Below are 13,832 nucleotides of genomic sequence, written 5' to 3'. Positions count from 1 at the left end.
CGAGACCCCGGAGACGCCTCCCATGACCACGACCTCCCCCGAACCCCCGACGCCGAGGGCTGTCAAGCACCTCAAGACCGCGTGCGCCGACCCGAACGGCCGGCTGCCCGACAAGATCAGCAAGAAGATCCTCCACGCGCTGCTGACCGACGGATACGCCTACCGCCCGGACCGCGACGGCTACCGGCTCTCGGTCAAGGACGCGCTCGCCGAGAGCGCGGGACCGGTCCTCATCACAGTGGAGGGCCGCAGAGCTGTCCTGAGCACGCCGCAGCTGTACGCCCTGACCCGCTACGTCGAACCGAGCGGCCGTCTGGCGCCGAACGTGACCTGGCAGACGGCAAGCTCCCTCGTCGACCTCGGACTCGCCGAGTACCGCGACGTGAACGGGAACCCCAAGCCGACCGACGGCGACACCGGCGTCTCCGGCGCAGTCCACTACCCGTTCCGCACCGGCCTCGGGCAGCAGGTCGCCGAGCTTCCGAAGCAGCCCGCCCGCTGACCCATCCGCACATGGCGCCCGGCCACCGCCGGGCCGGGCGCCGACCCCCGCCCCACGCACCAGCCACCTCCAGGAGGTACTGATCATGTTCGGCCCTTGCCCGAAGTGCGGCGACACCGCTCCCTCCATCGCCGCCACGGCATGGATCAACATCGTCGACGCCGACAGCCCCAGCGCAGCGCGCATGGAGATCACCGACATCCAAACCGACGAGGTCCAGCTTCACTGCGCGAACTGCAGCCACGCGCTCCCGCTGCGCGAACAGTCCGCCGCGGACCTGGTCATCTCCCTGTTCGTCAGCTTGTTCGAGGCTCACGGTCTCGACCCCGCCCGGATCGGCGAGCTGATCCTCTCCGAGGAGGTGAGCTCGTGAGCATCGAGCGCAGCGCCGAAGCCGCCGAGCAGATGCGCGCCGACCTCGCCGACTTTTTCGGCAAGCCCGTCCGGGGCCTGCCCGTGGCCCTGGACTTCATCCAGGCCATGCACCTGAGCCGGACCAGCGAGGACTTCGGGGACGACCGGCGGGCCGTCGAGCTCCACCGGGAGCGGGTGCTCCAGATGTCCAAGAACCTCGATCAGGCCCAGGTGTGGGTCGCCTCGCCGTCCCTCACCGCGGCCGTGGCCGACCACGAGCTGGTCACCAGCCCCGACGGCTACCTCCTGGAGAGCACCGACGAGGCCCCCGCGCCGGTCGGCGTCGTGCACTTCCCCATCCCGATCACCGCCGCCTCCGAGCTCCCCATCCACGGCCTGGCCTGGGAATCCGAAGGCAGCGGGGACCAGCTCCAGCTGTCCGTGACCGCGCTCACCAGCACACCCGACCTGTACGAGGCCCTCCCCCCGCCTCTGCTGCCCTCCCACTGGGCCCGCAGCCCCTACACGCCCAACGCCATGGTCCTGGCCGTCCCCTCGGTCAGCACGAAGATCCAGAGCTACGGACACCACCCTCACTGGGGCGCGGCACCGGCGTCCATCCTGGTCGGCCTCCTCCTCGCGTTCTGGTCGCTGCGGCCCGCGTTCGAGCACGACGAACAGACCCTGATGCGGAAGACCGGCAAGGGCCCCAAGCTCCGCGTCAAGTTCCGGCCGGTCCGAGTGATCCGCGAGGCCGCGACCCGCTACACCGGCGAGCACGTACCGGCCGAGAACGACCGCAGGTGGGCCGACGAGACGCTGCGTTGGAGCGTCGACGCCCGATGGAGCTGGCGCTGCCCGAACCCCCGCGACCACAAGGCCATCATCGAAGCAGGAGGGACCTGTCCCAAGATCAAGGTCCGGGTCAAGGCACACGTCAACGGCCCCAAGGACCGAGGTCTCGACACCCGCCGTGCCGCCCGGCTCAGCACGATCAGCGCCCGAGCAGCCGGATCGTGAGAAGCCCTCATCTCTGAACCTGCCGTGCGAACGGCGCGCCCCCAACGTCGACTTGAACGGCTCGGAGGCGGTCTCCGCGGCATCTGGCGCGGAGACCGCCTCCGAGTGAAAGGAACTCCGTGTCTTCTGCCGCAGCACTCTCCCCCCGGGCCTGCGAGCGCCTGATCGCCGATCTCACCGGCGAGGTCGGCGCCAAGGCCGCCGTCTCCTGGGCCCACGCGGTCGCCCTGGTCGAGCACGCCACCGCGCACGGCCTCGTCGCCTCGCTGCGCCAGGGCAGTGCCGGCCCCGATCACACCAGGCGCGTCCTTGGCGCGCTGGCCAGCTCTCACCCGGCGCTCGAACCGCTCGCCGACCCGCAGGTCGTCCCCCTCTGGGAGAACCCGATCAGCCCGGCCGGCTGGGAGCTGATCGCCCGGCTGTGGAGCGGCGCGCCGATCGGCGACGACGGCCACCGCATCGACGGGTACCGCTTGGGAGACGCCTACCAGGCGTTGTCGGCCGACGCCCGGAAGTCGAGAGCGCTCTGCCAGACCCCTCCCTGGGTCGCGGAACTGCTGCTCGATCTCTCTCTCGAGCCGGCGCTCGACGACGTCGGCGCGGACCGCGTCCGGATGATCGACCCCGCCTGCGGGACCGGGCACATCCTGGTGTGCGCCCTCCACCGTGTCCGGGCCTACCGGCCGCGGGGGCGGGCCCCATACGCCGGGGCCACGGTCGAGCGCTCCCTGGAGCGTGCCCTCCAGGCCGTGCACGGCGTCGACCTCGACCCCTACGCGGCTGCCCTGACGCGGTACCGGCTCCTCGCGACGACCGCCGGCATCCTGGGCGGCCCCATCACGGCCGTGCCCGCCGGCTGGCCCGTGCAGGTCGCCGCAGCCGACGCACTGCTCGACACCGACGCGCCGCTGCTCCAGCCGGGCCTCTACCACGCGGTGGTGGGCAACCCGCCCTACATCACGGTCCGCGACCCCCAGGTGCGCGAGCAGATCCGCCGCGCCTACCCGCAGGTGTGCAGCGGCAAGTACAGCCTCGCGCTGCCCTTCACCGCCCTGATGACCAAGCTGGCCCGGCCGGCCGGAACGATCGCGCAGCTCACGGCCAACTCCTTCATGAAGCGCGAGTTCGGCAAAAAGTACATCGAGCAGTACCTCTCCCGCCTGGACCTGACCTGGGTGATCGACACATCGGGGGCGTACATCCCCGGCCATGGGACGCCCACGCTGATCATGGTCCACAGGGCACAGCCGCCGCAGGGGGACACCGTGATCGCCATCCGCGGCAACCGTGGCGAGCCCGGGGTGCCGGAGGACCCGTCCCAGGGCCTGGTGTGGAGAGCGATCGAGGAGGCGGTCCACCAACGGCTGGCACTCGACCGCCTGCGCCGGGGGGTCGAGGCCGAGGCGCACCGCAGGGGAGGTGAATCCATTCACGTGATTGCTTAATTCTACGATTTCGCTTAGTGTTTCAGCCGTGCGCCGCAGTGGCCCACCTTCCCCATGGAGTGATCTCTTGAGCAAGAGCACCACGAACATCGCGCTGGACGCGCTCCGCTATCTCGCATGGATGGCCGCCGCGGGGCTGTTCATCTACGACCAGACCGCACCGATGTGGGTGGCCATCGTGGTGGCTGTCGGCCTCGGCGAGTGGCTGAGCAACCATTGAGCACGCCCCCTGGAGCCATCCAACCTCCCGCACCGCCGCCGAGCGGCCCAAGCGGCGACATGGCGGGCGGAGCGGAGCGCGCCCCCGTCGCCCGACTTACCCTCAGCGGGCGCGACGCCGCCCTCCTGGACTTCGAGCACGGACACTGGCCCAGACTGGCTCCCGCCGCCCCGGGACCAAAGGAAGCCGCGATCCGGGAGGAGCTCGGCATCTCACCGACGCGCTATTACCAGCTGCTCAACGGCCTACTGGACAGCGAGGCAGCTCTCGCCCGCCACCCCGTGATGATCAATCGCCTCCGAGCCGTGCGGGAGCGTCGGCGGGTCGCGCGGCAGTAGCACCGTCAAGCCGGCGACCGACGTCCTGCGGGGCGGCTCGGGCGGGGAAGCCTCCCGGTCGCAGCCGCCCCGCATCGCCAGGCGGACACCCCGGCACGTTGCTTAAGTCTATGATTTACGTTATGGTTAGGGCATCGCGGAGCGCTGCTCCGCGAGTCGACCGGCGATCCGAACCCGAGCCGACGACAGCACACCCGAGGAAGGCCGACCCATGAGCACCGACGCCGTGAGCACCCTCGACGCTGCCCGCGCTGTCCTCATCCCCGTGGCGCAGCAGCTCACGGACGCCGTCACCGGGATTCCGGCCGCCCTCTACCCCGAGGCGACCTACGTCACCGTCCACGCCCACCAGGGCCAGGCGTACATCGGCGAGGTCTACACGGCCGACGGCCGCCGACACGGCGGCCCCTACCGCTCCGGCCGTGCGCTCTACCCGACGCACCGCATCGGCGGTTGGCCGCTCGCTCGGCTGCCCAAGCGCGCCGCCCGGCCTTACGTCGGGCCACATGCCGACGACGCCAAGCGCACCCTCGACATGCTGCTCACCGACGCCTGGCGCTGCGGGGCCCGCTTCACCCGCGGCTACGTCGGCCGCCACTACACCACGCACGTCAAGCTCCGCTGACCCGGCTCTGCTCTGGCCGTACCGGCCAGGTTCGGGCCAAGCCCGCCCATCTCCCATCCCCACCAGTACCTTTCGAAGGAGCGCAGCCACATGAGCCTGACCATTCCGCCGGCGGTCGTCGGTCGCGGAGCGATACGCATCAACCTGGATCGCGGCATCCACCCGGCCACCCTCAAGCCGCTGCTGGAGCCCGGCACCATCACCCCAGCCTCCCGCTGCGGGACGTGCACCTTCTTGGTGGAACGGGTCGCCGGCGACGGCAAGGCGCGGATGAAGTGCGCCATCAAGGCCCAGCGTCGGCGAGGGCCGGACATCAAGCCGGACTTCCCGGCATGCGTCGAGTTCCGCACCGCCGCCGCATAGCAGCAACCGCCATCCGACCGACGGGGCGCGGCATGAGCTGCGCCCCCGGAGCCTGATCCCCCAACGTCAAGAGGTGTCTCCATGGCGAGCGTCGACCTAACTCTGGCCGAGCTCATCCGCACGTTCCCCTGTTCGTACCCCACCCGGACGCAGGCCCTCCACCAGGTCCTGGTGGTGCTCGGCGCCGGGTACGAGTGGCGAGGCGGTGAGGTCGTCCAGCGGTTCGACTCGGACGAGCTCGGCTGCCTGGCCGTGCACAACCAGTTCAAGCTGTCGGAGGACCAGATTCGCCCCCTCCGCGAGCGCGAGACGGAAGTCGCGCAGGAGCGCGTCGACGGAACCTGCCCGGCCGAGCACCTCCGCCCGCTGGCCGCCGACCTGGCCCGGACCCCGGCGCCGCTGGACAGGGACCCGTATCCGGCAAGCCCTCTCGCCCCGCTGTTCAACATCCCGCAGGACGCTGCCGCGGACTGGGTCGAGGCGGCTCGGGAGATCGCCTCGGTGGTCGTCCCGCTCTGGGCGGACCCGTCCGACTACGAGCTGGCGACCAGGTCCTCGTTCACTCCCGGCCAACGCGCGTACGTCGACGGCAAGCGGGATCAGGCGCTGCGTCTTCTCGAACTCCGCCTCGGGCCCCAGGCTCTGTCGGCCGGGGAACGCTGATGGCGACCGAGCTCACTCTCTCCCGCGGTGAACCGTGCATCGGCTGCGGGGTGCAGGTCGGCGAGGGGCACTCGGCCGGCTGCCTGGAGACGCACTGCCCCCAGACCGGCTTCCCGCAGGCCATCTGCCCCGGTCGGCACGGCCACACCGGCGGCGGCGTATGGACCGGACTTGTACCCGGCGAGGAAGCCGCGGTGGACTTCGGCTGGTTCGCCGCGCTCCGCCCCGGCGAGGGCTGGGTGCCAGTTGCACCCAGGTCCGACGCCCTGGACTACGGGCCCGAATACATGCCGGACCTCAACCGGGTCTTCTCGCGGGCCCGCTGGCACCCGGCGGCCCAGAAATGGGTGCGCCAGCGGCCACCGACGAGCTGAGGAAGACGCATCACACACAGATGTTGCTTAACTCTATGACAATGGATAGAGTTAAGGCATCGCGGCGGCCCGCTCGCCGGGCCGGCCGCCCCTAAGCGTCGCGCCCACCCCAACACCCTCCCCGGGAGACCACAATGACCTCCACCGACAGCAAGCGATCCGCCCAGATCCACGACCGCCTCTCCGGCCGGGCGCAGCGCGCACTGGAGGACCAGAAGAAGAAGCTGGCCGAGCACTGGGACCGGTTCAAGGGCATGGACCCGGGGGTCATCAACGCATCCAGCCTGTTCAAGGGCCTGGAGCTGCGCCAGCGGCTCATTGAGATGTGGTCCAGCGTCGTCGGTCAGTGCGCGCTCAGGAACGCCTCGCTGGTCTTCCAGGACGCGATCGCCAACGCGGAGAGGACCGCCGACATCGGGGTTACGGGTGGCATGGGGACCCACGTGTCCAACGCCCGGCAGGAGATGTACGTCGAGGCGTGCCAGTACTTCCGCGAGGAGGCGGAGGGCATCTACAAGGCGCTGACGCGCCCGTGATGCCCCGCCGCTCAGCTCAGACCAACCAACCCACGAACACGGAGGACGCCATGGGCGCCATCGAGAATCACGAAGCCCTGATGTACGGGTATCGCCTGGGAGGGCCAGCCGACGGCTGGGTGGGACTGGCCGGCGACCTGACCTGGTGCAGCGCCGACGGTTCTTCATGGCTGATGCCGCAGGTGTCGTGGGCTACGGAGGCGATGCGCGAGGAGAACCACTCCGACCACTTCGCCGGGGCGGCGGAGGAGCGGCTGGCGGCCTCCGGCCTGAGTGGGCTGCGGCTGCGGACCTACTCGATCGGATGGGACGACGACGGCCACATCCTCGCCGCGGTCGTCAAGGAACCCGACGGCAAGCCGCTCGTCCTCGATCCCTCAGCAATGGGCGCCGCCTCCCAGTACGACGCGGTCCTGGCGCGGGCCCTGTCCGTTCTGGAACTGCGCGCCCGCACCGCCAAGCCGGAGTGGATCATGGCGAGCTACTACGCATAGTTCCGCCCTCACCCCAGGGGCGGGGCCCGCCCCTGGCCCCGCAACCCGCCCAGGCCGGGACCTGCCGGCCACGAGCCGCAGGTCCCCGCACGCGACGAACACGGAAGAGAATCATGGACGACACGAAGCCTGGTGGAACGCCGCGGGCGCAGGCCCGCCGGATCAGCATCGGCCCCCCGCAGCGCTTCTTCATCGTGGCCAACCGGGATCTCCGATCGGCGGCGGCCCGGCTGTCGTTGACCCCCGCGCCTCGGGTTGAGGAACCGGGGTCGGCTGACCCCTCCCCGAGCGGGGGCCAGCCGCAGGGGGCCGCGCCGGAGGGTGGCACCTGATGGGCAAGTCCGCACTGCGGCGCACCAAGGCGTCCGCAACTCGCAGGCGCGCCTGCCTCGACAAACGGCAGTATCCGTCCCCGGAGTCGGCGCAGGATGTCGTCGATCGGCTGGCGCGCGACTATCCGTGGCGGCACCCCAAGGTCGCCTATGAGTGCCAGTACAGCGGGCGAAAGCCGCACTGGCACATCGGCCGCCCCTTCGACATCCCTCGGAGCCGACGTCGGTGACATGTTGCTTAAGTCTATGAGAATGGCTATTATTTGAGCACTCCTTCGCCGCACCAGTAGAGCTCGCCCTTGGGGCCTGCTCCCGGCCCGGCACTCCTTGCTCCCGCTCTGCGAACGGAACCCCGATGGCTTCACGACACACCCTTGTGTGCCTGCCCGCGCACGCCGCCGAAACCGCCTACACCCTCGACACGCGACTGCGGCGCGCTCTCAACAAGGTCCGAGGTGGCCACTTCGACAGCTACCAAATCACCCAAGGCCGGTACACCAGCCACTTCCCGCTGATCTCCGGAGCACCCGCCGACGATCCGCGCCTCGTACGGTCCGCGTCCGGACAACCCGACCGGTGTGCGGGCGGCGTCCTCAGCCTCCTCGACCTCGCAGCTCTGCGGGACCGCCGCGCGGCCGAGGCCGCCGACCTCTACGACGCCTGGTCGCGCGCCACCGAGGGGATGCCCCCCGCCAAGCCATGGGCGGCGTTCGCGGAACACTGGGGCAGCGACTCCTTCCGGGCGCTCCTCGCCTTCCGCGATCAGCCCCAGCTCAAGGCGCTGGCCGAGATCAAGGGCAAGCCGGGCGCCCGGCAGCGGGACGAGGAGGCTGCTCTGATCAGCCTGGACCGCGCAGGGTTCATCGCCCGGGCCCGCCGCCGGGCGGTGCCCGGCAACAGCCTCCGGGAGCTCGACGACACCTGGACCACCGACCCCGCCTGGCTGAACTCGGACGACGCCGCCGAGACGGGCAGCACCGCGTACTACGACCACGCAAACGCCTACATCGACGCCCTGCCCGCCGACTTCCTGGTCGTCGGTGTCGACTGCCGCCGCTGACCTTCCGCCCCGCCGGAGACCCCGCACCGCCGCCGGGCGGACAGCCCGGCGGCGCCGCTCCACCGAACTCCCACTCCAGCACTGCCCGTTACAAGGAGAGACACCCGTGTCCTGGGACCTCATCCCCGGCCAGCACATCGACCGCGCCGACATCCACGCCCGCTTCGGCGGCCGCATCCACTCCCGCATCAGTCCGTCGAAGCAGAGCCCGAACGTCCACCTGTTCATCACACCGGACGCCGAGGCCAGTTCCTTCGACGGTTGGACCGGCGCTCATCTGCACTTCGGCGGGGAGGGCGGTCTCGACGGTACGGACCAGACGCTCTCGCAGGGGAACCGCTCCGTCATCGAACACGAGCAGGACGGCCGGGCGCTGCGCGTGTTCCTCCAGCTCCACGGACGACCGGCCCAGTACCTGGGCCAGTACCGGCTGGACCCGGAGCTGCCGGTCGTCTATGCCGATGGTCCCTTCGACGCGCGGCGGCCCCAGGAGGTCAGGCGGGCCATCGTCTTCCGGCTGCTGCCGCTGAACGGCGCCCCGAGGGGCCTGAGCACCGTCGACCCCATCGCGGAACTGAACGCCGTGCGACCGATCGGCCCGGGGACGATCATGAGGACCACCAATCCCAGCCCGGCCAAGGAGGCTGCAGGCAGGCTGCTGCGGAACTACGAGAGCTATGCCCGGTGGGCGCACCAGGCCGACCTGTCCAGTTTCCGGATCAAGGTGGCCGGAGCCTTCGCCGAACTCCACGTCGACCTGTACGACCTCACCCGCAACGAGCTCGTGGTGGCCCGCGCGACAGCCGCCCGCTCCGTCGTGCGGGAAGCCGTCGGGGAACTGCACGACCTGGCCCGCTACTTCGACGCGGAGCCGCGCCGGGCTCTGCTGCTCCCCTCGCCTCCCGACAAGGACCTGACGGAGCTCCTGCACCGCCAGCAGGTGAGCGCCGTCTGGCCCTCCGGCCCCAGGGAGTTCGCCCGCTCCGAGGTCCCGGCCTGATTTCCGACCGCCCGGGTGTCCTGCCGCCGAGCGGCAGGACACCCGTCCACGACAAGGAGAACACCATCCCGATGACGGATCACCCGCCGCTGGCCGACTGCGCTCCGGCGTTCGGTCGCCACCGGACCTACCCTCCGAGGCAGGGGTGGCTCTTGAAGGTCCACACCGCCGTTCAGGACGACCCCCTGGTCTTCCGCCACCCCGACGCGCCCGTCGTCCTCGGCGTCGGCTCCAGCATGGTGGCGAGCATGCGGTTCTGGGCCGGCGCCTTCGGCCTCGTCGAGGAGGATGCCGCAGGAGGCGGAGCGGTGACGCCGACCGCCCGCGGCCGCTGGCTGCTCGACGAAGCCGGCGCCGACCCGTACCTGGAGGACCCGGCGAGTCTGTGGCTGCTGCACTGGTGGCTGCTCAGCGGCACGCCCTGCTCTGTACCGGCCTGGTACTACCTGTTCGCGCGCGCCGGGCTCTCCACGTTCACCCGGGCCGAGCTGCGCACCCACATCCGCAGAGCAGCGGAGCGGACCGGCTGGAAGGCTCCGCCCGACGACACCGTCGGCCGCGACATCGCCTGCATCGCGACGATGTACGTCCCGCAGGTCGCTTCCGCCGACCAGCCGCGCGCCGGCCTGGAGGACGTCCTCACCAATCCGTTCCGCGACCTCGACCTGCTCTCCACCGCCGCCCCGGGGGAACATCACTGCGGCGACCGCAGTCACGTGCTCAGCTTGAACCGGGGGGCCGGCCGGCTCGCTCCCGCCGCCGTCCTGGCGTACGCCTGCCTCGACCACGCTGCTCGCCACCGCGCGTCGGCTCCCGGCAGCATCGCCGTCTCGCGGCTGGCCAACGAGCCCGGCAGCCCCGGCCGGGTGCTGCTCATCGACACCCGATCGCTGCACAGCGCCCTCGAGCGGGCCGCGCGCCGGCACCCGGCACTGTCGGTCGTCGAGTCCGCGGCGGGAGAGGCCCTGCTCGCCTACTCGGCGCCCCCTGCGGAGCTGGCCGACGAGGTCCTGGCCGCCGCTTACCGTCGTCCGGAGGGACCCGGTGACTGCTGACCCCTCCCGGCCGGGTGCCTTCGCCGTTGTGTGCCAGCCGCTCCCGGCCCCCGTCTACCGGTTCGAGTACCAGCAGCTGCTCGCCGCCGGCGCCTTGGTCGACCGGGCCGGGCGGCCGGTGAGCGGCGCCCCCTGCCCGACCTGCGACTGGCTGGTGGACACCGCCACCTGCCCCGGCTCCCTGCCCTGTCCGCGCTGTTCGGTCAAGGCCGAGCAGCGGTGCATCCGGCCGAGCGGGCACGCAGCGGACCGTTTCCACACCGGCCGGGTGCGTGCTGCCGAGGCCGAGGACCAGGCCCGCGAGGAAGCCGGAGACCCGACCCTGCTCGCGCCCTGGCCCGAGCATCCGACACCCAACGAACGGCTCCTACCGTGACCGCCCCCGCCATTACGCCGACACCTGTCAGGTTCCACCTGGGCGTCCACCAGCCCGCCTGGATGGAACACCTCGACTTTCCCCTGTTCGTCTCCAACCGGCGGCTGATGAACCGCAAGTCCCTGCCCCGGGCCGCCGGCCCCTGGGCCCTGGACAGCGGGGCGTTCAGCGAGGTCGACCTCTACGGCCGGTGGAAGACCACCGCTCAGCAGTACGCAACCGCCGTCAACCGTTACCACGACGAGATCGGCAACCTCGAGTGGTGCAGTCCCATGGACTGGGTCTGCGAGCCCTGGATGTTGCCCAAGACCGGCCTCACCATCGAGGAGCACATGAGGCGCACCGTCGACTCCGTCGTTGAACTACGGTCCCTGGGCATCAAGGCCCGCGTCATCCCGGTCCTGCAGGGCTGGCTGCGCCCCCACTACCTCCGCTGCGCCGAGATGTATGCCGATGCCGGCATCGACCTCCTGGCCGAGCCGCTGGTGGGCGTCGGCAGCATGTGCCGGCGCCAGAACCACTGGCGCGCCTCCCTCCTCCTGGACGAGCTCGCCCGCCTCGGCGGCGAAGGGGCGCCGCTCGTGCCGCTGCACGCCTTCGGCTTCAAGATTCAGGGCCTGACGCTGTCCCGCTCGCTGGCGTCGGCCGACTCGATGGCCTGGAGCTCGGCCGGCCGCAGGGAGCGCGGCTGCAGCCCGACCCACAAGACGGAGAGCAACTGCATGTCGTACGCGCTCTGGTGGAGGAACCACCTGATGGAGCGGCTGGAGGACGCGGGGGTACCGTCGTGCGCGGTGTGACGCCCACCCCGGCGGAGATGCGCGGCATCCTCGCCGGCCGGCCCGGAGGCTGGACCCAACGCTGGCGGTACGGCCTGCCCAGCTGGCGGCACGTCAGCGACGGCGGCTTCCGGCGCGAGCGGTACAGCGTCACCGAGATCCCCGAAGCGCTCGCCCGGTCGTTCATCGAGCACCACCACTACCTGGCCGGCTGGCCCTCGGCTCTCCACCGCTACGGCCTGTGGGACCACGAGCCGCCGCAGGGCGAGGAGGGCCCCGGCCCCGAAGGCGCCGCCCTCGCCGGCGCTCTCGTCCTGGGCTGCCCCATGAACGAACGCGTCCTAACCGGCGCCTTCCCCCACTTGGCCCCGTACTACGAGAGCGCGGAGATCTCGCGCCTGGCGCTCACCGACGACGTGGCCGCCAACGGCGAGAGCTTCTTCATCGCGGCCGCTATGAAGAAGGCCGCCGAGCGCGGCATCCGGGGGGTGGTGAGCTTCTCCGACCCGGTGCCCAGGTCACGGCGCACCCCGAGCGGCGAGATGATCATTTCCAACGGGCATCTCGGCATCGTGTACCAGAGCTGCAACTTCCGGTTCACCGGGCGGGGAACGCGGCGGACGCTCACGCTGCTGCCGGACGGCACCGTCCTGACGGCTCGGTCCCGGGCCAAGCTGACCGGCCGCGAGCCCGAGCCCGGGGCCGCAGGGGTGGAAAGCCGGCTGACCGCTCTCGGAGCGCCGTCCCGTACGGCCGGCGAAAGTCCGGCGCAGTGGCTGCCGAGGGCCCTGGAGCACCTCGGAGCCCGCTCGGTACGCCACCCAGGCAACTTCCGTTACGTCCTGGCTGTGGGTCGCACGCGGGCCGAGCGGTCGCGCACAGTCATCGCGATGAAAGCGGAGCCCTACCCGAAGGATGTTGCTTAACTCTATGAGTGTGCGTATATTCGAGATCGCGGCGGACAAGGTGCTCCGCCGATCCGATCCTCTCGCTTCCAGGAGCTGCCATGTCCTACATAGCCGCCACCGCGTCCGCCCTCGCCCCGGGATACCCCGTGAGCTTCAAGGTGTACGGAGACCACCCCGTTCAGGACTACATCGCCGAAGGGACGGTCACCGCGATCAAGCGGATCGCCTTCGTGGCGACCGAGGTGTCCCTGGACAACGGCCGCACGTACCAACTGCCGGTCACTCGTCGGGTGCGCGTGTATGCCGCCTTCCTCAAGGAGGGGTACGCGAGCGAGGTGGCGAACTCCGGTCCCGCCATCGACTGGCTCGCCGACGTGGCGCAAGTCTGGACGGAGAGCTTGACCAACCAGCTCAAGGCGCAGCTCACGTCCAACACCGAGGCCTTCTTCGCATCCTGGTGGCCCGGGCGTGACCGGCTCATCGCCGAACTGCGGGCTCGGGCCGCGCAACAGCGGACCCGGTGAACAGCACCCGTCAGATGTGGAACAGCCGCTACTCGTAGCCCCCTCCGCCGACCGCCGGACAGTGCTCCGGACGGTCGGCGACGCCAGCACGGCCCCGCTGCACGGTCAGCCGCTGCGCGCCTGCCGAGGCGCCCCATCCGATTTGGAGCCCAACGATGCCCAAGCCCCTGCCTGCCGCCGAGCGCCATGCCCAGGACGCCGTGCTCCGCGCTGCCGAAGATGACCTGAAGCGCGCCTTCGGCGCCTTGACCACCACATCCAAGGCCGTTCCGCCGAATCTCGACGCCACGGCCTCCCAGGTCCTTCCGCCGGACCTCGTCACCGCGCTGCGTGCCGCGTTCCCCGTAACCCGGGGCCCCGCCCACGACGTGTACCCCCAGGTTCCGGAGGAGCTGCGCGTGGACCTCCGCGACGCTCTGATCGAGTTCTTTGCGGACCGCCCGGAGTGCCCGCTGCCGAGCGCGGTCACGTTCATCGTGACCAACGACTACGACGACGGGCCGGCGTGGAACACCTACGGCGCGACGCTCCACTACGGCCCCCACCTCGCGGTCGAGGCCCCCGACTTCGATCGGACGTTCGTGGCAGACGCCCTGATCGAGATCGGCGATGACGAGCAGCCGTACGGGACGCCGAGCCCCGTCCTCTTCGTGCCGCTGCCCGCCTGAACCAACGCCCTGGGGCCGTGCACCCCGCACGGCCCCGGCCATCGCTCCGAGAGGTAGACCGATGACCCCCATCACGGAGATCGCAGTCGACGTCCACCGCGACACCGCGCCCCCGTCTCCCGCAGGTGAACCCGATCCCGCACCGGCCGCTGCGCTTTGCCCGGACTGCGACGGGAACGAGGGGTGCTGGACATGC

21 protein-coding genes are annotated in these 13,832 nt (G+C 70.8%); all 21 read left to right on the top strand.

What is annotated here, in order from left to right; translation table 11 throughout:
- The first annotated feature begins 22 nt into the window (after positions 1-22).
- On the top strand, positions 23-502 hold the full coding sequence (locus tag IF30_RS0101215) for a hypothetical protein (protein WP_051708978.1): 480 nt from the start codon (positions 23-25) through the stop codon (positions 500-502).
- An 85-nt stretch (positions 503-587) separates the two neighbouring features.
- The gene (locus IF30_RS0101210) at positions 588-875 is read left to right on the top strand and encodes a hypothetical protein (RefSeq protein ID WP_030230634.1); all 288 of its coding nucleotides are present in this window, start codon (positions 588-590) and stop codon (positions 873-875) included.
- Complete coding sequence (locus IF30_RS0101205) at positions 872-1,876, top strand: hypothetical protein (protein WP_030230632.1); 1,005 nt, start codon at positions 872-874, stop codon at positions 1,874-1,876. Before IF30_RS0101210 ends, IF30_RS0101205 begins: the two co-directional genes overlap by 4 nt.
- Positions 1,877-1,995: 119 nt before the next feature.
- Positions 1,996-3,321, top strand: coding sequence for an Eco57I restriction-modification methylase domain-containing protein (locus tag IF30_RS0101200; RefSeq protein ID WP_051708977.1), 1,326 nt, complete (start codon positions 1,996-1,998; stop codon positions 3,319-3,321).
- Positions 3,322-3,388: 67 nt separating this feature from the next.
- Entirely contained in the window at positions 3,389-3,541 is a 153-nt protein-coding gene (locus IF30_RS47455) for a hypothetical protein (protein WP_158834667.1), read from the top strand.
- A gap of 59 nt (positions 3,542-3,600) precedes the next feature.
- Positions 3,601-3,879 (top strand): DUF3263 domain-containing protein, encoded by a 279-nt coding sequence (locus tag IF30_RS0101190; RefSeq protein ID WP_030230626.1) that lies wholly within the window; start codon positions 3,601-3,603, stop codon positions 3,877-3,879.
- A gap of 211 nt (positions 3,880-4,090) precedes the next feature.
- Positions 4,091-4,504 carry a hypothetical protein gene (locus IF30_RS0101185; protein ID WP_030230623.1) on the top strand — a complete coding sequence of 138 codons (414 nt, stop codon included), beginning with the start codon at positions 4,091-4,093 and terminating at the stop codon, positions 4,502-4,504.
- Between the two features lie 90 nt (positions 4,505-4,594).
- The gene (locus IF30_RS0101180; RefSeq protein WP_030230621.1) at positions 4,595-4,867 is read left to right on the top strand and encodes a hypothetical protein; all 273 of its coding nucleotides are present in this window, start codon (positions 4,595-4,597) and stop codon (positions 4,865-4,867) included.
- 81 nt (positions 4,868-4,948) lie between these two features.
- Positions 4,949-5,530: a hypothetical protein gene (locus IF30_RS0101175; RefSeq protein WP_030230618.1), complete on the top strand. Its 582-nt coding sequence runs from the start codon at positions 4,949-4,951 to the stop codon at positions 5,528-5,530.
- Positions 5,530-5,904 (top strand): hypothetical protein, encoded by a 375-nt coding sequence (locus tag IF30_RS0101170; protein ID WP_030230615.1) that lies wholly within the window; start codon positions 5,530-5,532, stop codon positions 5,902-5,904. The genes IF30_RS0101175 and IF30_RS0101170 overlap by 1 nt, the downstream gene beginning before the upstream one ends.
- Positions 5,905-6,038: 134 nt before the next feature.
- Entirely contained in the window at positions 6,039-6,440 is a 402-nt protein-coding gene (locus IF30_RS0101165) for a hypothetical protein (protein ID WP_030230613.1), read from the top strand.
- Positions 6,441-6,490: 50 nt separating this feature from the next.
- Positions 6,491-6,934 carry a hypothetical protein gene (locus IF30_RS0101160; protein ID WP_030230609.1) on the top strand — a complete coding sequence of 148 codons (444 nt, stop codon included), beginning with the start codon at positions 6,491-6,493 and terminating at the stop codon, positions 6,932-6,934.
- 331 nt (positions 6,935-7,265) lie between these two features.
- Positions 7,266-7,496, top strand: a complete 231-nt coding sequence (locus IF30_RS47450; protein ID WP_158834665.1) for a hypothetical protein — start codon at positions 7,266-7,268, stop codon at positions 7,494-7,496.
- A 125-nt stretch (positions 7,497-7,621) separates the two neighbouring features.
- Positions 7,622-8,326, top strand: a complete 705-nt coding sequence (locus IF30_RS0101150; protein WP_158834663.1) for a hypothetical protein — start codon at positions 7,622-7,624, stop codon at positions 8,324-8,326.
- Between the two features lie 106 nt (positions 8,327-8,432).
- Positions 8,433-9,326 (top strand): hypothetical protein, encoded by an 894-nt coding sequence (locus IF30_RS0101145; RefSeq protein ID WP_030230600.1) that lies wholly within the window; start codon positions 8,433-8,435, stop codon positions 9,324-9,326.
- A gap of 71 nt (positions 9,327-9,397) precedes the next feature.
- The gene (locus IF30_RS0101140; RefSeq protein ID WP_030230597.1) at positions 9,398-10,381 is read left to right on the top strand and encodes a DUF4007 family protein; all 984 of its coding nucleotides are present in this window, start codon (positions 9,398-9,400) and stop codon (positions 10,379-10,381) included.
- On the top strand, positions 10,371-10,757 hold the full coding sequence (locus tag IF30_RS46260) for a hypothetical protein (protein WP_158834661.1): 387 nt from the start codon (positions 10,371-10,373) through the stop codon (positions 10,755-10,757). Before IF30_RS0101140 ends, IF30_RS46260 begins: the two co-directional genes overlap by 11 nt.
- The gene (locus IF30_RS0101130; protein WP_107054284.1) at positions 10,754-11,557 is read left to right on the top strand and encodes a DUF7221 family queuine tRNA-ribosyltransferase-like protein; all 804 of its coding nucleotides are present in this window, start codon (positions 10,754-10,756) and stop codon (positions 11,555-11,557) included. The genes IF30_RS46260 and IF30_RS0101130 overlap by 4 nt, the downstream gene beginning before the upstream one ends.
- Entirely contained in the window at positions 11,554-12,462 is a 909-nt protein-coding gene (locus IF30_RS0101125) for a hypothetical protein (protein WP_158834658.1), read from the top strand. The genes IF30_RS0101130 and IF30_RS0101125 overlap by 4 nt, the downstream gene beginning before the upstream one ends.
- An 80-nt stretch (positions 12,463-12,542) precedes the next feature.
- Positions 12,543-12,968, top strand: coding sequence for a hypothetical protein (locus IF30_RS0101120; RefSeq protein WP_030230586.1), 426 nt, complete (start codon positions 12,543-12,545; stop codon positions 12,966-12,968).
- Between the two features lie 155 nt (positions 12,969-13,123).
- Complete coding sequence (locus IF30_RS0101115) at positions 13,124-13,636, top strand: hypothetical protein (protein WP_030230584.1); 513 nt, start codon at positions 13,124-13,126, stop codon at positions 13,634-13,636.
- Positions 13,637-13,832: the final 196 nt, after the last annotated feature.

Source organism: Streptomyces sp. NRRL S-350 (assembly GCF_000719705.1).
Lineage (GTDB): Bacteria > Actinomycetota > Actinomycetes > Streptomycetales > Streptomycetaceae > Kitasatospora.
Note: the sequence above shows the minus strand (reverse complement) of the source record. Positions and strands in the feature narration are given on the sequence as shown.

Excerpts from the sequence above, each read along its gene's own strand:
- IF30_RS0101215 (WP_051708978.1), top strand. The coding sequence starts at position 23 with ATGACCACGACCTCCCCCGAACCCCCGACGCCGAGGGCTGTCAAGCAC.
- IF30_RS0101210 (WP_030230634.1), top strand. The coding sequence starts at position 588 with ATGTTCGGCCCTTGCCCGAAGTGCGGCGACACCGCTCCCTCCATCGCC.
- IF30_RS0101190 (WP_030230626.1), top strand. The coding sequence starts at position 3,601 with ATGGCGGGCGGAGCGGAGCGCGCCCCCGTCGCCCGACTTACCCTCAGC.
- IF30_RS0101185 (WP_030230623.1), top strand. The coding sequence starts at position 4,091 with ATGAGCACCGACGCCGTGAGCACCCTCGACGCTGCCCGCGCTGTCCTC.
- IF30_RS0101180 (WP_030230621.1), top strand. The coding sequence starts at position 4,595 with ATGAGCCTGACCATTCCGCCGGCGGTCGTCGGTCGCGGAGCGATACGC.
- IF30_RS0101175 (WP_030230618.1), top strand. The coding sequence starts at position 4,949 with ATGGCGAGCGTCGACCTAACTCTGGCCGAGCTCATCCGCACGTTCCCC.
- IF30_RS0101170 (WP_030230615.1), top strand. The coding sequence starts at position 5,530 with ATGGCGACCGAGCTCACTCTCTCCCGCGGTGAACCGTGCATCGGCTGC.
- IF30_RS0101165 (WP_030230613.1), top strand. The coding sequence starts at position 6,039 with ATGACCTCCACCGACAGCAAGCGATCCGCCCAGATCCACGACCGCCTC.
- IF30_RS0101160 (WP_030230609.1), top strand. The coding sequence starts at position 6,491 with ATGGGCGCCATCGAGAATCACGAAGCCCTGATGTACGGGTATCGCCTG.
- IF30_RS47450 (WP_158834665.1), top strand. The coding sequence starts at position 7,266 with ATGGGCAAGTCCGCACTGCGGCGCACCAAGGCGTCCGCAACTCGCAGG.
- IF30_RS0101150 (WP_158834663.1), top strand. The coding sequence starts at position 7,622 with ATGGCTTCACGACACACCCTTGTGTGCCTGCCCGCGCACGCCGCCGAA.
- IF30_RS0101140 (WP_030230597.1), top strand. The coding sequence starts at position 9,398 with ATGACGGATCACCCGCCGCTGGCCGACTGCGCTCCGGCGTTCGGTCGC.
- IF30_RS0101120 (WP_030230586.1), top strand. The coding sequence starts at position 12,543 with ATGTCCTACATAGCCGCCACCGCGTCCGCCCTCGCCCCGGGATACCCC.
- IF30_RS0101115 (WP_030230584.1), top strand. The coding sequence starts at position 13,124 with ATGCCCAAGCCCCTGCCTGCCGCCGAGCGCCATGCCCAGGACGCCGTG.